The organism is Stenotrophomonas sp. (assembly GCF_059505245.1).
This window is the reverse complement of sequence record NZ_JCACKF010000021.1, coordinates 16,457-30,068: the sequence shown is the minus strand read 5'-3', so window position 1 is coordinate 30,068 and position 13,612 is coordinate 16,457. Positions and strand designations below refer to the sequence as shown.

General features: G+C 66.9%; 10 protein-coding genes and 1 pseudogene. 6 read left to right on the top strand and 5 right to left on the bottom strand.

The window, feature by feature from the left end:
* Window positions 1–23 precede the first annotated feature (23 nt).
* The 3 genes from AC5JLE_RS09205 to AC5JLE_RS09195 all read right to left on the bottom strand — a co-directional run bounded on the left by AC5JLE_RS09205 (window position 24) and on the right by AC5JLE_RS09195 (window position 3,381).
* Entirely contained in the window at window positions 24–1,133 is a 1,110-nt protein-coding gene (locus tag AC5JLE_RS09205) for a polyamine ABC transporter substrate-binding protein (protein WP_014646565.1), read from the bottom strand.
* Between the two features lie 92 nt (window positions 1,134–1,225).
* A complete protein-coding gene (locus AC5JLE_RS09200) occupies window positions 1,226–2,623 on the bottom strand; it encodes a glutamine synthetase family protein (protein WP_032960938.1) in 1,398 nt (465 codons plus the stop codon).
* Entirely contained in the window at window positions 2,620–3,381 is a 762-nt protein-coding gene (locus AC5JLE_RS09195) for a gamma-glutamyl-gamma-aminobutyrate hydrolase family protein (protein WP_014646563.1), read from the bottom strand. Before AC5JLE_RS09195 ends, AC5JLE_RS09200 begins: the two co-directional genes overlap by 4 nt.
* A 161-nt stretch (window positions 3,382–3,542) precedes the next feature.
* Here AC5JLE_RS09195 and AC5JLE_RS09190 point away from each other — a divergent pair, with 161 nt between their 5' ends.
* The 5 genes and pseudogenes from AC5JLE_RS09190 to AC5JLE_RS09170 all read left to right on the top strand — a co-directional run bounded on the left by AC5JLE_RS09190 (window position 3,543) and on the right by AC5JLE_RS09170 (window position 9,173).
* Window positions 3,543–4,820, top strand: coding sequence for an NAD(P)/FAD-dependent oxidoreductase (locus AC5JLE_RS09190; protein WP_164232471.1), 1,278 nt, complete (start codon window positions 3,543–3,545; stop codon window positions 4,818–4,820).
* A 225-nt stretch (window positions 4,821–5,045) separates the two neighbouring features.
* The gene (locus tag AC5JLE_RS09185) at window positions 5,046–6,638 is read left to right on the top strand and encodes an MASE1 domain-containing protein (protein ID WP_049405548.1); all 1,593 of its coding nucleotides are present in this window, start codon (window positions 5,046–5,048) and stop codon (window positions 6,636–6,638) included.
* 203 nt (window positions 6,639–6,841) lie between these two features.
* Window positions 6,842–7,186 (top strand): annotated as a pseudogene (locus AC5JLE_RS09180) (MASE1 domain-containing protein); the annotation flags it as partial.
* A 96-nt stretch (window positions 7,187–7,282) separates the two neighbouring features.
* The gene (locus AC5JLE_RS09175) at window positions 7,283–8,626 is read left to right on the top strand and encodes a diguanylate cyclase (RefSeq protein ID WP_069117316.1); all 1,344 of its coding nucleotides are present in this window, start codon (window positions 7,283–7,285) and stop codon (window positions 8,624–8,626) included.
* Window positions 8,627–8,711: 85 nt separating this feature from the next.
* A complete protein-coding gene (locus AC5JLE_RS09170) occupies window positions 8,712–9,173 on the top strand; it encodes a bacteriohemerythrin (protein WP_004151683.1) in 462 nt (153 codons plus the stop codon).
* Here the strand turns inward: AC5JLE_RS09170 and AC5JLE_RS09165 are convergent.
* Window positions 9,154–10,455, bottom strand: coding sequence for an MFS transporter (locus AC5JLE_RS09165; RefSeq protein ID WP_032961593.1), 1,302 nt, complete (start codon window positions 10,453–10,455; stop codon window positions 9,154–9,156). The genes AC5JLE_RS09170 and AC5JLE_RS09165 overlap by 20 nt on opposite strands.
* Before the next feature lie 200 nt (window positions 10,456–10,655).
* Window positions 10,656–12,152 carry an aldehyde dehydrogenase gene (locus AC5JLE_RS09160; protein WP_241884755.1) on the bottom strand — a complete coding sequence of 499 codons (1,497 nt, stop codon included), beginning with the start codon at window positions 12,150–12,152 and terminating at the stop codon, window positions 10,656–10,658.
* Between the two features lie 103 nt (window positions 12,153–12,255).
* On the opposite strand from AC5JLE_RS09160, the gene aptA reads away from it, so the two are divergent.
* Window positions 12,256–13,608: an omega-aminotransferase AptA gene (gene aptA, locus AC5JLE_RS09155; RefSeq protein ID WP_241884754.1), complete on the top strand. Its 1,353-nt coding sequence runs from the start codon at window positions 12,256–12,258 to the stop codon at window positions 13,606–13,608.
* The last annotated feature ends 4 nt before the right edge of the window (window positions 13,609–13,612 follow it).

Below are 13,612 nucleotides of genomic sequence, written 5' to 3'. Positions count from 1 at the left end.
GGCACCCACCTGCCAGCCAGCCCTTAGCGCCCGGTCTTCACCTCGGTCCACAGCCGGGTGTAGAGCTTGTCGGTCTCCGGCGTGTTGATCGAGTAGGTGAACATCTTCTCGGCCACGTCGGCCGGCGGGTAGATGGTCGGGTCGGTACGGATCGCCTCGTCCACCAGCGGGGTCGCGGTCGGCACCGGGTTGGCGTAGTGGATGAAGTTGGTGTTGGCCGCGGCAACCTTCGGCTGCAGCAGGTAGTTGATGAAGGCGTACGCGGCTTCCGGATGCTTGGCGTCCTTCGGGATCGCCAGCATGTCGAACCACTGCGGTGCGCCTTCCTTCGGGATCGAATAGGCCACGTGCACGCCATTGCTGGCTTCCTCGGCGCGGTCGCGGGCCTGGATGATGTCACCCGACCAGCCGACCACCAGGCAGGTACCGCCGTTGGCCAGCGAACCCACGTACTGCGAGGAGTGGAAGTTCTGCACGTACGGGCGGATCGACTTCAGCAGGTCGGCGGCCTTCTGCAGCTCGGCCGGGTCGCCGCTGTGCGGGTCCAGGCCCAGGTAATGCAGTGCGATCGGGATCATGTCCGCCGGCGTGTCCAGGATGGTCACGCCGCAGTCCTTCATCTTGCTGATGTTCTCCGGCTTGAACACCAGGTCCCAGCTGTTGGCGATGTCGGCGCTGCCGCCGAAGCGCTGCTTCAGCATGTCCACGTTGTAGCCGATGCCGGTGGTGCCGATCATGTACGGCACGCCGTACTGGTTGCCCGGGTCCTGGGTGGCGATGCGCTTCATCACCGCCGGATCGAGGTTGGCCAGGTTCGGGATCTTGCTCTTGTCCAGCGGCAGGAACACACCGGCCTGGATCTGGCGACCGAAGAAGTTCAGGGTCGGCACCACCACGTCATAGCCGCTGTTGCCGGCCAGCAGTTTGGTCTCGACCATCTCGTCACTGTCGAACACATCGTAGGTCACCTTGATCCCGCTCTCCTTCTCGAAGGTCGGAATGGTGTCCTCGGCGATGTAATCGCTGTAGTTGTAGACGTTCAGGACCTGGCTGTCCTGCGCGCCGCCATTGCCACCGCCACAGGCGGCGAGCATGGCGGAGGCCAGGCCGAGCGTGAGGATGCGCAGCTTCATCGGGTGCTCCAGAATGCGGGAAGGGGGGGCCGGCGGGGCCGGCGACGGGTGCCAGCCTACCCCCCGGCGGCGGATTTTTCTATTCCGGATGCTCAGACGTTCAGCAGCAGGAACTCGCGCTCCCACGAGCTGATGACGCGGAAAAAGGTCTCGTATTCCTTGCGCTTGACCGAGATGTAGGCCCGGCAGAAGCGCTCACCCAGCAGGGCCTGCAGCTCGCTGCACCGCTCCAGCCCGTCCAGCGCCTCGCCCAGCGAGCGCGGCAGGTTGTAGCCCAGTTCCTTGGCGCTGCCGGTCACCGGCGCATCCGGTGCCAGCCGCTCGCGGATGCCCAGCAGGCCGCAGGCCAGGGTCGCGGCCATCGCCAGGTAGGGATTGGCATCGGACCCGGCGAAACGGCTCTCCACGCGCATGTTCTCCGGCGTATCCAGCGGCACGCGCAGGCCGCAGGTGCGGTTGTCGAAGCCCCAGTGGACGTTGCTCGGCGAGACTTCGCCGAACACCAGCCGGCGGTAGGAGTTCACGTTCGGCGCGAAGAACGCCATCGCCTGCGGTGCGTACTTCTGCAGGCCGCCCAGGTAGTGGCCGAACACCGGGCTGAACTCGCCCTCGGCATCGGTCTCGCCGGCGAATACGTTGCTGCCATCACTCACCCGCACCAGGCTCTGGTGGATGTGCATGGCACTGCCCGGCTCGTTTTCCATCGGCTTGGCCAGGAACGTGGCATACACCCCGTGGCGCATCGCCGCTTCGCGCATGGTGCGCTTGAACAGGAACACCTGGTCGGCCAGGTCCATCGCATCGGCATGGGTGAAGTTGACCTCCAGCTGCGCCGCGCCGGACTCGTGGATCAGCGTGTCCACGTCCAGCTTCATCGCATCGGCGTAGTCGTACATCAGGTCGAGGATCGGGTCGAACTCGTTGACCGCATCGATCGAGTACGACTGCCGCGCGGTCTCCGGGCGCCCGGAGCGGCCGGCCGGTGGCAGCAGCGGGAAGTCCGGGTCGGTGTTCTTCTGCACCAGGAAGAACTCCAGTTCCGGCGCCACCACCGGGCGCAGGCCCAGCTCGGCGTAGGCTGCCAGCACGCGGCGCAGCACGTTGCGCGGCGCCAGTTCGTGCGGCTCACCGCTCTTGGTGTAGCAATCGTGGATGACCTGCGCGGTGGCGTCGGCCGCCCACGGCACCATGCGCACCGTGTCCGGATCGGGGCGCAGCATCATGTCCGAGTCCGACGGCGAGGTCAGCTCGTAATAATCGTCAGGGAACTCACCGGTGACGGTGGTGGCGAAGATGCCCTCAGGCAGGCGCGTGCCGTAGTCGTGCGAGAACTTGTCGGCGGGAATGATCTTGCCGCGCGCGTTGCCGGTGATGTCCGGCACCAGGCATTCCACCTCGGTGATGCGCCGCTCCTTCAGCCAGCGCAGCAGCGTGCTTTCCTGCGGTGCGGGGGGCGTGGCCGTCTTGCGCGGGCGCGTTCGGGAACTCATCGGGAATCCAGTCGGTTCTGTTGGTGCTGCCGGCAAGCCTGGCCGAACGCACGGAAAATAGCGTGATAGAACGGCGCCTGCATGACACGCCACTCCGGGTGCCACTGTACGCCGAGCACGAAACGATGGTGCAGGCTGCGTGCCGCTTCGACCAGCCCATCGTCGGCCACGGCCTCGACCTGCAGCCCCTGCGCCAGGCGGGCGACACCCTGCCCGTGTACCGAATTGACCTGCGCGCGGCCACTGCCGTGCCACTGCGCCAGCCAGCCATCGGCGGCCAGCGTGACCGCGTGCGCCGGCCCATACTGCACCTCCACCGGCGCCTGCGGTTCTTCGCGATGGTCGGCCAGGCCAGGCACCGCGTGAACCTGCGGATGCAGGCTGCCGCCCAGCGCGACGTTCAACTCCTGGAAGCCGCGGCAGATCGCCAGCACCGGCAGGTCCAGCGCCAGTGCCTCGTGCAGCAACGCAAAGGCATTGGCATCGCGGGCCGGGTCATGTGGATTGCCTGGCCAGCTGCGGCCACCTTCGTAGTGCTGCGGTTCGATATTGCTGACCGCGCCGGTCAGCAGCAGGCCATCCAGCCCCTGCAGCCAGTCGCCGGCCGGCAGCGGTGGCTGCAGGCTCGGCAACACTACCGGAGTCACCTCGGCCGCCTCGGCCAGCGCGCGCACGTACTTCTCGCCGGCCACCGCGAAACGGTGATGGCCGAGCACGGTGCTGTCGGTGGGCAGGCCCACCCAGGGCAGGCGGCGCATGGGAAAACTCCTTGGCGTGCCAACACGTTACCCGTCGCCCGGCGAAGCCGGCAAGTCGGTGCCGTCACACCACAGCCGTCACGCATCGGCGAAACTACCGGGGTGAACGCCGATCGACCTGCCCCGCTCCGCCCTCCCGCCCTGCACCCGCGAGGCCTGCAGTGAGCGCCGCGTTCCCGCCCAGCTGGTACGCCGCCAGCCTGCCCGAACCGCCCGCACTGCCCCCGCTGCAGGGTAATGTGCAGGCCGACGTTGCGGTGCTGGGCGCCGGCTATACCGGCCTGACCGCAGCCCTGGAACTGGCGGCACGTGGCCGGCGCGTGGTAGTGCTGGAAGCGCAGCGGATCGGCTGGGGCGCGTCCGGCCGCAACGGCGGGCAGGCGCTGGTCGGCTATGGCTGCGAGGTGGACGAACTGGAGCGTCAGCTCGGTCGTGATGATGCGCGCCACCTGTTCGACTGGTCGCGCGACGCGGTGCAGGCGATGCGCGCCCGCATCAATCGCCACGGCATTGACTGCCATTGGGTGGAAGGCCACGCCAGCGTCGCCATCCGCGAACGCCATGAGCGCGAGCTGCGGGCCAACTGCGAGCACCTGCAACGCCATTACGACTACCCCATGCAGTGGTGGGACCGTGACGCCCTGCGCGCGCAGCTGGACAGCCCGCGCTATCGTGCCGCGATGTTCGATCCGCTCAGCGCGCACCTGCACCCGCTGGCCTATGCGCGCGGTCTGGCCGATGCGGCGCGCGCGGCCGGCGTGGTGATCCACGAGGATTCGGCGGTAACCCGCGTGCAGCGCGGACCGCAGCCCACCCTGCACACCGCGCAGGGCAGCGTACGCGCCGCGCATCTGGTGGTGGCCGGAAATGCCTGGCTGCAGGGCCTGCTGCCCGAGCTGGAACGGCGGATCATGCCGGTCGGCACCTATATCGGCGCCAGCGCGCCGCTGGGGGCCGAGCGCGCCCGCGCCCTGATCGGCAACGACATGGCCGTGGCCGACACCGCCTGGGCATTGGACTATTTCCGCCTCAGCCATGACCATCGGCTGCTGTTTGGCGGGCGCGCCAGCTACTCGGCGCTGCCCCCACCCGGCCTGCGCGGGGTGATGCAGCGGCGCATGCACCAGGTGTTCCCACAGCTGGCCGACGTGGCGCTGGACCAGGTCTGGGGCGGCTATGTGGACATCACCCGCAACCGCGCCCCGCATTGGGGCCGGCTGGACGGCGACCTGTACTTCGCGCAGGGCTTCTCCGGCCATGGGGTGGCCGCCGCCGGGCTGGCCGGCGAGGTGATCGCCGCCGCCATTGCCGGCCAGAGCGAGCGCCTGGACGTGTTCCAGCGCCTTCGGCATGCGCCCTTCCCCGGCGGCCGGCTGCTGCGCACGCCGCTGCTGGTGGCGGCGATGTCCTGGTACAAGCTGCGGGATGCGTTGTGGTGAAGATTCTGCATCTCCACCTGTATTGAACGTTCTGACAAACGTACCGCAGCGCTGATCGTGCTGCACACGTCACAGATTTTCACGCGACATCTGTGATGGATGGCTGGACAATTTCCTAAATGCGCAGCTATGCAATTGCATAATCGTTCGCAGACCGATACCGTCCTGAGAAACCGGGCCCCGCGGCGAATGGATGCTGACAGGGGACACGTAGGAGAGGGGGACGTGCGATTGGACTGGTGGAAAGAAGGATTGTTGCTGAAGGTGCGCATTCGTCCGGCTGGCCTGATGATTGCCTTGCTTTATGCAGTTGCCTATTGGGCAACCCGACAGCTGTCGCTGGATCAGTTCTATTTGCCAGCCGGCATCCGGGTGGCAGCCGTGCTGTTGTGCCCGCCGCGCCTGTGGCCCTACCTACTGCTGGGCGAATATGCGTACTTTGCACAGTCCCGCGTGCCGATGATCGAGAAGTACGGCCTGACATGGGTCATTGTTGCCTCCGCATTCCTCATGCCAGCGGTGATGCTGATTGTGAAGCTGCAACGGCGACTGATGGCGGAGTCGCAGACGATCGGCCTCTTGTTGATTGCCGCCGCTTCCAGCGTCGTTATTACTCTGCTCAACCTCAGTTTTTCCCATCTGCTCTGGCCAACACCTCCTTCCACACCCTTCCTGACCAATGCCGCGCGCTTCAGCGTGGGTGATTTCATCGGCATTCTGACGGTGGCCCCCATCGCCATGCTGTGGGCGCGGCAGGACGTGGGGCAGGAGTGGAACGCTCGACGAAAGACCCCGATGCTGGCAGCACTTTCATCGATGCTGCTGATCGGGATAGCAGCGACTCAACTGCCCGCAGACTGGATTGCATTGAAGGCAACGTTCCTGCTGCTGTTGGCACTCCCCGCGGCCGCGCTTACCTGCCTGTATGGCTGGAAGGGGGCTGCCCTTGCAGTGCCGGTGCTCAACATGGTCATCGGCCTGACCACGCCCAACACCCATCCCACCGCATTCGATCCAGCGGCCTTCATCACCCAGCAGATCATGGCGATCAGCGGCATCGTATTGCTGCTGCTCGGATCACGCATCACCCACTTCTACCACCGTTACAGGCTGCGCGAGATGGGGGAAAGGGACGCCATCCATCTGGCGAGGAGCTCGCAATTGGCCAGCGAGATGGAGCTGCGTGAACGTGCCCTGCACCTTCGCAAGCTCGGCGACGGCATTGATACGTCGCTGGTTGAGCTGGCCGAATGGCTCAAGGCCCAGGGACATCACGCAGTGGCCAACAGCCTTCTGCATACCTCGAATGTACATTCGCGGCTCTTTCGCGAACAGACAAGCATGGTCTATCCCTCGGGCCTGGAGCATCTTGGGCTTTACGTGGCCCTGCAGGCGGGTGGCATCCGTGAGTCGTGGAAGCTGACGGAGCGCGTTCTCCGCCCGGATCTGAAAGGCGACCCCTGCAACCTGAGCGTGGAACTGCAATTGGCCGCTTACCGGACACTGATTGACGCGGTCTCCATTCTTCTCAAGCATGAAGGTGGTCAGATTCGCATTCGTGCAAGGTGCGGCAGAATGGGCTCCAGGCGCGGAATCCTCATGGTCGTGTCACTGCTGGAACAGCGCAGACGCCTTTCCAAGCAGACAACGATGGCAGCGTTCGAGCGACTGACCGGGCGAACCCTCCCCTATGACGGGACCGTTGACTGCTATCGCAACCGGGTCAGGATTCTGTTCCTCGACCGCGAAACCAGACTGGAGGCAGTAGCCAGTACTCCATCGCGGTACGGCTGCCCCGCACCCTCTGCGCTGCAGTAGTGCATTTCACAGTCAAGCGACCGGATCGAACCAACACAGCAGAATCGCATAACGTCCCGCTCGTCCCCCTGGCCCAGGGCGTCATGGGCACCCGGCGAACACCGGGTGCCCATGCAGTCTGATACTGAAGCTGGCCGATATCCCGGCAACTGTCAGTATCAGGGTGCCTCTACTGCCCACAACACATCAGCTCCGCTTGCATACCCCGGCTGGAGGGCAACCCCTGCCTGCTGACTGTCGACCTGCAGCTCGCCATCTATCGCTCGCTGATCGAGGCGGTGTCGCTGCTGCTGGAACTGGAGTCGGGACAGGTCAGCGTGCGCGCCCGGAGCGGCCAGGCGGGCGACCGGCGCGGCATCGTGGTGGTCGTTGGCCTGCTTGACCGCGGTCGCACGCTGTCGAACCGGACCGTTCAGCAGGCCATCGAGCGTCTGGCCGGCCGGATAATGGCCTACGGCGGCACGGTGCATTGCCGTGGCAACCGGCTCCGGCTCGTCCTGCACGAATCGCTTGCGGGTACAGCGGCGGCATTCGCATCGCCTGCCTGATCGGTGAACGACGCGCAGGGCACGCTGCTCCGGCTAAAGTTGCACCCGAAACCGCCGCTATCCGTGCCGAGTCCCTCCCTCGTGAGCCACCGCATCATGCCCGTCCTGCCGCAGGCCGCCGTCGATGGCGACCTGGCCGATCCGCTGCCGCAACGGATCCTGCTGGTCGAAAACTCCCGTGCGTTCACCGGCATGCTGCGCGAGGCCATCGAGCAGCGCCTGGAACTGCCGGTGGTGATCGCTTCCACCCTGGCCGAGGCCGATCGCCTGCTGAGCGAGGATGGGGGCTGGTTCCTGGTACTGACCGGGCTGGTGCTGGCCGACGGCGACCGCGACGCGGTGGTCGAGTTCTTCCTCAGGCGCGGCCTGCCCACCGTGGTGGTCAGCAGCGTCTACGACGAGGATCTGCGCAAGCGCGTACTGCAGCAGCAGATCATCGACTACGTGCTGAAGAACACGCCGGGCAGCATCGACTACCTGGTGTGGCTGGTGCAGCGCCTGGAGCGCAACCGGCGCATTGCGGCACTGGTGGTGGACGACTCGCCGTCCGCGCGCGGCTATGCCGCCGCCCTGCTGCGCATGTATGGCCACGAGGTGCACGAGGCCGCTGACGGCAACGAGGGCCTGGCCGCGATCGACGCGCATCCTGCGATCCGCCTGGCCGTGGTCGACCAGGAAATGCCGGGCATGCAGGGCGTGGAGTTCACCCGCCGCCTGCGCACCCTGCGCTCGCGCGACAAGGTGGCGGTGATCGGCATTTCCGGCAATGCCGATGCCTCGCTGATCCCGCGCTTCCTGAAGAACGGCGCCAACGACTTCCTGCGCAAGCCGTTCTCGCGCGAGGAGTTCTTCTGCCGGGTCTCGCAGAACGTGGATCAGCTGGAGCTGATCGGCACGCTGCAGGACCTGGCCACCCGCGACTTCCTCACCGGCCTGCCCAACCGTCGCTGCTTCCTGGAACAGAGCCAGCGCCAGCTGCCGCAACTGCAGCTGCATGGCCAGTGCGTGGCGGTGGCAATGATCGACATCGACCACTTCAAGCACATCAACGACACCTACGGTCACGAAGCCGGCGATGACGCGCTGCGCGCGGTGGCCGGTGCGGTGGCCGCGCATGCCCGCAGCCACGACCTGACCGCCCGCTTCGGCGGCGAGGAGTTCTGCCTGCTGGTGCCGGACATGGAGCAGGACGAGGCCCTGCTGTACTTCGAGGAACTGCGCCAGCGCATCGCCGCGCTGGAAGTGGACATCGGCACCGCCAGCCTGCGCATGACGGTGAGCATCGGCCTGTGCTGCCTGCGCCCGCAGCGCGATGCACTGCATCGGCTGATCTCCGAAGCCGACCGCCAGCTGTACCTGGCCAAGGCCGGCGGCCGCAACCGGGTCAGCTGCACCACGGTGGCCAGCCCGCTGCGCCCGCGCGAGCCCGCGCTGACCTGACCAGGCAGCCTTGATCCAGATCAACGCCGCGCCAGCGCGGCAGCTCTACAGTCAGCCCCGACATACGCATGAAGGGGAGCCGGGGATGGCACTACTGGTCTGGCAGGACGATCTGAACATCGGCATCGATGTGATCGACCAACAACACCGCCGCATCATCGAGATGCTCAACCATTTGCACGTGGCCCAGGCCAGCATGCAGCGTGCGGCAGTGGGCGAGGTGATCGACGAAGTGGTGGACTACACCATGTCGCACTTCGCGTTCGAGGAAGAACTGATGGAGGAAGCGGGCTATCCGTTCTGTGCCGCGCACAAGCGCGTGCATGAAGTCTTCATCAAGCGGGTATCGGAGTACCGCATGCGCTTCCAGGCCGGCGAGGACATCAGCGATGAACTACGCACCATGCTCTCGCGCTGGTTGTTCAACCACATCCGCGGCGATGACCAGGCCTACGCCGAACAGGTCAAGGCGCACTTGAACCAGTTCGCCCGCGAACACCAGGGCGGCGGTTGGCTGGGGCGCACGCTCAAGCGCTTCTTTGGCTGAGCCGCAGCGCGCGCCGGTGCAGGGCCACCAGCGCGCACAGGGTCGCTGCCGCAGTCAGGCACAGGTAGTAGCCGACCGCGACCAGGCCGAAGCGTTCGGCCAGCCAGGTGGCCAGGTACGGCGCCGGCGCCGCACCCAGAATGCCGGCCAGGTTGAATGACAGCGAGGCGCCGGTGTAGCGCACTTCCACCGGGTAGATCTCGGCCAGGAAGGTGCCGCAGGGGCCGTAGGTCAGCCCCATCAGGAACAGGCCCAGGCACAGGAACGCCGTGACCAGCCAGGGACTGTGCGGCTGGAACAGCGGAGCGAACAGCACGCCGAAGCCGATGATCAGCACGCTGGCCACGATCATCGTGCGACGCGTGCCCCAGCGGTCGCCATAGCGCGCCGACAACGGGATGCCCAGCGCGAAGAACAGCATGCCGGCCATCTGCATCAGCAGGAACTGCTCGCGGCTGTAGCCCAGCACGGCGGTGCCATGGCCGAGGCTGAACACGGTCATCAGGTAGAACAGCACGAAGGTGGCGAACGCCCCCAGCGTGCCCAGCAGCATCGCCACCGGATGGTCACGCAGCACCGTCCACATCGGCAGCCGCACCGGCGCCTTGCGCTCCAGTGCCTGCTTGAAGTCGGGCGTCTCATGGATGTTCAGGCGCACCCACAGGCCCAGGCCGACCAGCAGCGCGCTGGCCACGAACGGAATACGCCAGCCCCACTGCAGGAAGTCGTCCTGGCTCAGGCAGCGGCCGAGCGCCAGGAAAATGCCCGCCGACAACAGGAAACCGATCGGCGCGCCCAGCTGCGGGAACATGCCGTACCAGGCGCGCTTGCCCGGCGGCGCGTTCTCGGTGGCCAGCAGCACCGCCCCACCCCACTCGCCGCCCAGCCCCAGGCCCTGGCCGAAGCGGCACAGCGCCAGCAGCGCGGGCGCCCACAGGCCAATCTGCGCGTGGGTCGGCAGCAGACCGATCAGCACCGTAGACAGGCCCATGGTCAGCAACGCGGCGACCAGGGTGGCCTTGCGGCCGATGCGGTCGCCGAAATGGCCGAACACCGCCGAGCCGACCGGCCGTGCGATGAACGCCACCGCGAAGGTCGCCAGTGACTGCAACAGCGCCGCCTGTTCGCTGCTGTCCGGGAAGAACAGGTGCGGGAACACCAGCACCGCGGCCGTGGCGTAGATGTAGAAATCGAAGAATTCGATGGTGGTGCCGATCAGGCTGGCCAACAGGACGCGGCGGGGAGAGTTCACGGGCGGTGCGGCAGCGGTGATCGTCGACATCGGCAACACGGGTAACGGCGGATCGCCCGATTCTGCCACGGGCCGGTGGCCGCACGGGACGATGGTTTCAGCCGACACCGATGCCAATAAGGGTGCCAGGCGCCATTGTTCTGCAGGTCCTCGCCCCTGCTCGACCACATTCCACGAAATGCAGCCGAGCATCGGCTCGGCTCTACATGTGGGCGCAAGCCCCGGCGCTGTTACAGCTGGATCCAGGTGGCCTTGATCTCGCTGTACTTGTCGAACGCATGCAGCGATTTGTCGCGCCCATTGCCGGACTGCTTGTAGCCACCGAACGGGGCGGTCATGTCACCGCCATCCCAGCCGTTCACCCAGACGCTGCCGGCGCGCAGCTGGCGTGCGACGCGATGGGCGCGGCCCAGATCGCGCGTCCACAGGCCAGCGGCGAGGCCGTAGCGGCTGTCATTGGCCAGGCGCACCGCTTCGGCTTCGTCGTCAAAGCCGAGCACCGCCAGCACCGGCCCGAATACTTCCTCGCGCGCCAATGCCTGGTCGGGGCTCACTTGATCGAATACCGTGGGCTGCACATAACAACCGCCCGCCTCGACATCGGCGCGATGACCGCCCAGCAGCAGGCGGGCGCCCTCGCTTTCGGCACGCACGATATCCCCCATCACCTTGTCCAGATGCGCGGCATCCACCAGCGCGCCCATCGGTGCGTCGGCGTCAAGCGGGTGGCGCGGCTGCATGTGCTGGCCGTAGGCAACCACCTGGTGCACGAAATCCTCGCGGATCGAGCGCTGCACCAGCAGCCGTGACCCGGCAGTACAGACCTCGCCCTGGTTGAAGAAGATGCCCCGTGCCACCGCCTTCGCAGCGGCATCCAGATCGGGGGCATCGGCAAACACCACGTGCGGGCTCTTGCCACCACACTCCAGCCAGACCCGCTTGAGGTTGGACCGCCCTGAATACTGCAGCAGCCGCGCGCCGGTGGCCGTGGAGCCGGTGAACGCCAGCACGTCCACATCCATGTGCAGGGCCAACGGCTCACCGACGCGCGCACCGTGGCCCGGCAGCACGTTCAGCACGCCCTCCGGCAGGCCCGCTTCGGTGGCCAGCGCCGCCAGCCGCAACGCACTCAGGGGCGAGCGCTCGGAAGGCTTGAGCACCACCGAGTTGCCCATGGCCAATGCAGGCGCGATCTTCCAGCACGCCATCAGCAACGGGAAATTCCACGGCACGATCGCCGCCACCACGCCGGCGGGCTCGCGCGTGACCAGGCCCAGCTCATGCGGGCCGGTGGGCGCGACCTCACCGTACAGCTTGTCCACCGCTTCGGCCGTCCAGCGCAGGCAGCGCACCGCGCCGGGCAGGTCGATACGACGCGCATCACGCACCGGCTTGCCCATGTCCAGGGTTTCCAGCAGGGCCAGCTCGTCCGCGTGTTTTTCCACCAACGCCGCCAACGCCAGCAGCACGCGCTTGCGATGGGCCGGGCTGGCCTGTGACCAGTGGCCCGCATCGAAGGCACGCCGCGCCGCGCCCACTGCGCGCTCCACGTCCTGTGCATCGCAGTCGGCGACCACCCCCAGCACGCGACCATCAATCGGGCTGATGCAGTCGAAGCGCGCGCCGCTGGCAGCGTCGGTGTAACGACCCTCGACAAAGGCCTGTCCGGGTATCGAAAGCTGCTGGGCCAGCGCCTGCCAGTGGCTGCGGTCGGGAAAGTCGGCCATGTCGGGCTCCTCGGAACAGTTTCCCCGGTTATACCGGCGCGGCCGCGACTCCACCGTGACGTGGCTGCGCTACATTTCCCCCATCGGACCCGATGGAGCTGGCATGAAGCGTTCCGCGAGCGACCTGCACGATCTGGCCACCCAACGCCCGGAGTCATTGGAGGCGTACTGGATGCCGTTCACCGCCAACCGCCAGTTCAAGGCTGCGCCGCGTGTGCTGGTGCGTGCCGAGGACATGCACTACGAGGATGTCGACGGCCGCCAGATCCTCGATGGCACCGCCGGCCTCTGGTGCTGCAACGCGGGCCATGCACGGCCGCGCATCGTCGAGGCCATCGTCGAGCAGGCGCGCACGCTCGACTATTCGCCGGCCTTCCAGATGGGCTCGCCGCCGGCCTTCGCCCTGGCGCAGCGGCTGGCCGCACTGGCGCCGGGCCCGCTCAACCATGTGTTCTTCACCAGCTCCGGTTCCGAGGCGGTGGATACCGCGATGAAGATCGTGCTGGCCTACCACCGCCAGCGCGGCGAGGGCCAGCGCACGCGCTTCATCAGCCGCGAGAAGGCCTACCACGGGGTGGGTTTCGGCGGCATGGCGCTGGGCGGGCTGCCCAACAACCGCAAGCCGTTCGGCCTGCAGCTGGGCGGCGTCGACTACCTGCGCCACACCCTGGACCTTCCGCGCAATGCGTTCAGCAGGGGCCTGCCGCGCCAGGGCGCGGAGCTGGCCGATGACCTGGAACGGCTGATCGCGCTGCATGATGCCTCGACGATTGCCGCCGTATTCGTTGAACCCATTGCCGGCTCAGCCGGGGTGATCCTGCCCGCACCGGGTTACCTGCAGCGCCTGCGCGAACTGTGCGACCAGCACGGCATCCTGCTGGTGTTCGACGAGGTCATCACCGGTTTCGGCCGGGTTGGGATGCCCTTCGCCGCGCAGCGCTTCGGGGTCACCCCGGACCTGCTGACCTTCGCCAAGGCGGTCAGCAACGGCGCGGTACCGCTGGGTGGTGTGCTGGCCAGCGACGCCGTGCATGCAACCCTGATGCAGGCACCGCCACAGGCCATCGAGCTTTTCCATGGCTATACCTGTTCGGGGCACCCGCTGGCCTGCGCCGCGGCGCTGGCGACGCTGGAGGTCTATGCCGAGGAGCGTCTGTTCGAGCGCGCCATCGAGCTGGGCGAATACTGGCAGGAACGACTGCATGCGCTGCAGGGCCTGCCCAACGTGATCGACATCCGCAACTTCGGCCTGGTCGGCGCGGTTGAGCTGGCGCCTCGCCGCGATGCGCCGGGCAGCCGGGGCTACGAGGTCTACCGGCGCTGCTTCCACGACGGCCGACTGCTGGTGCGCTGCACCGGCGACATCATCGCGCTGTCGCCGCCGCTGATCGTGGACAAGGCGCAGATCGACCAGATCACCGGCACCCTGGGCGAGATGATCCGGGCCACCGCCTGAGCCC

Excerpts from the sequence above, each read along its gene's own strand:
- AC5JLE_RS09160 (WP_241884755.1), bottom strand. The coding sequence starts at position 12,152 with ATGGCCGACTTTCCCGACCGCAGCCACTGGCAGGCGCTGGCCCAGCAG.
- AC5JLE_RS09205 (WP_014646565.1), bottom strand. The coding sequence starts at position 1,133 with ATGAAGCTGCGCATCCTCACGCTCGGCCTGGCCTCCGCCATGCTCGCC.
- AC5JLE_RS09200 (WP_032960938.1), bottom strand. The coding sequence starts at position 2,623 with ATGAGTTCCCGAACGCGCCCGCGCAAGACGGCCACGCCCCCCGCACCG.
- AC5JLE_RS09195 (WP_014646563.1), bottom strand. The coding sequence starts at position 3,381 with ATGCGCCGCCTGCCCTGGGTGGGCCTGCCCACCGACAGCACCGTGCTC.
- AC5JLE_RS09170 (WP_004151683.1), top strand. The coding sequence starts at position 8,712 with ATGGCACTACTGGTCTGGCAGGACGATCTGAACATCGGCATCGATGTG.
- AC5JLE_RS09165 (WP_032961593.1), bottom strand. The coding sequence starts at position 10,455 with ATGTCGACGATCACCGCTGCCGCACCGCCCGTGAACTCTCCCCGCCGC.
- AC5JLE_RS09175 (WP_069117316.1), top strand. The coding sequence starts at position 7,283 with ATGCCCGTCCTGCCGCAGGCCGCCGTCGATGGCGACCTGGCCGATCCG.
- aptA (WP_241884754.1), top strand. The coding sequence starts at position 12,256 with ATGAAGCGTTCCGCGAGCGACCTGCACGATCTGGCCACCCAACGCCCG.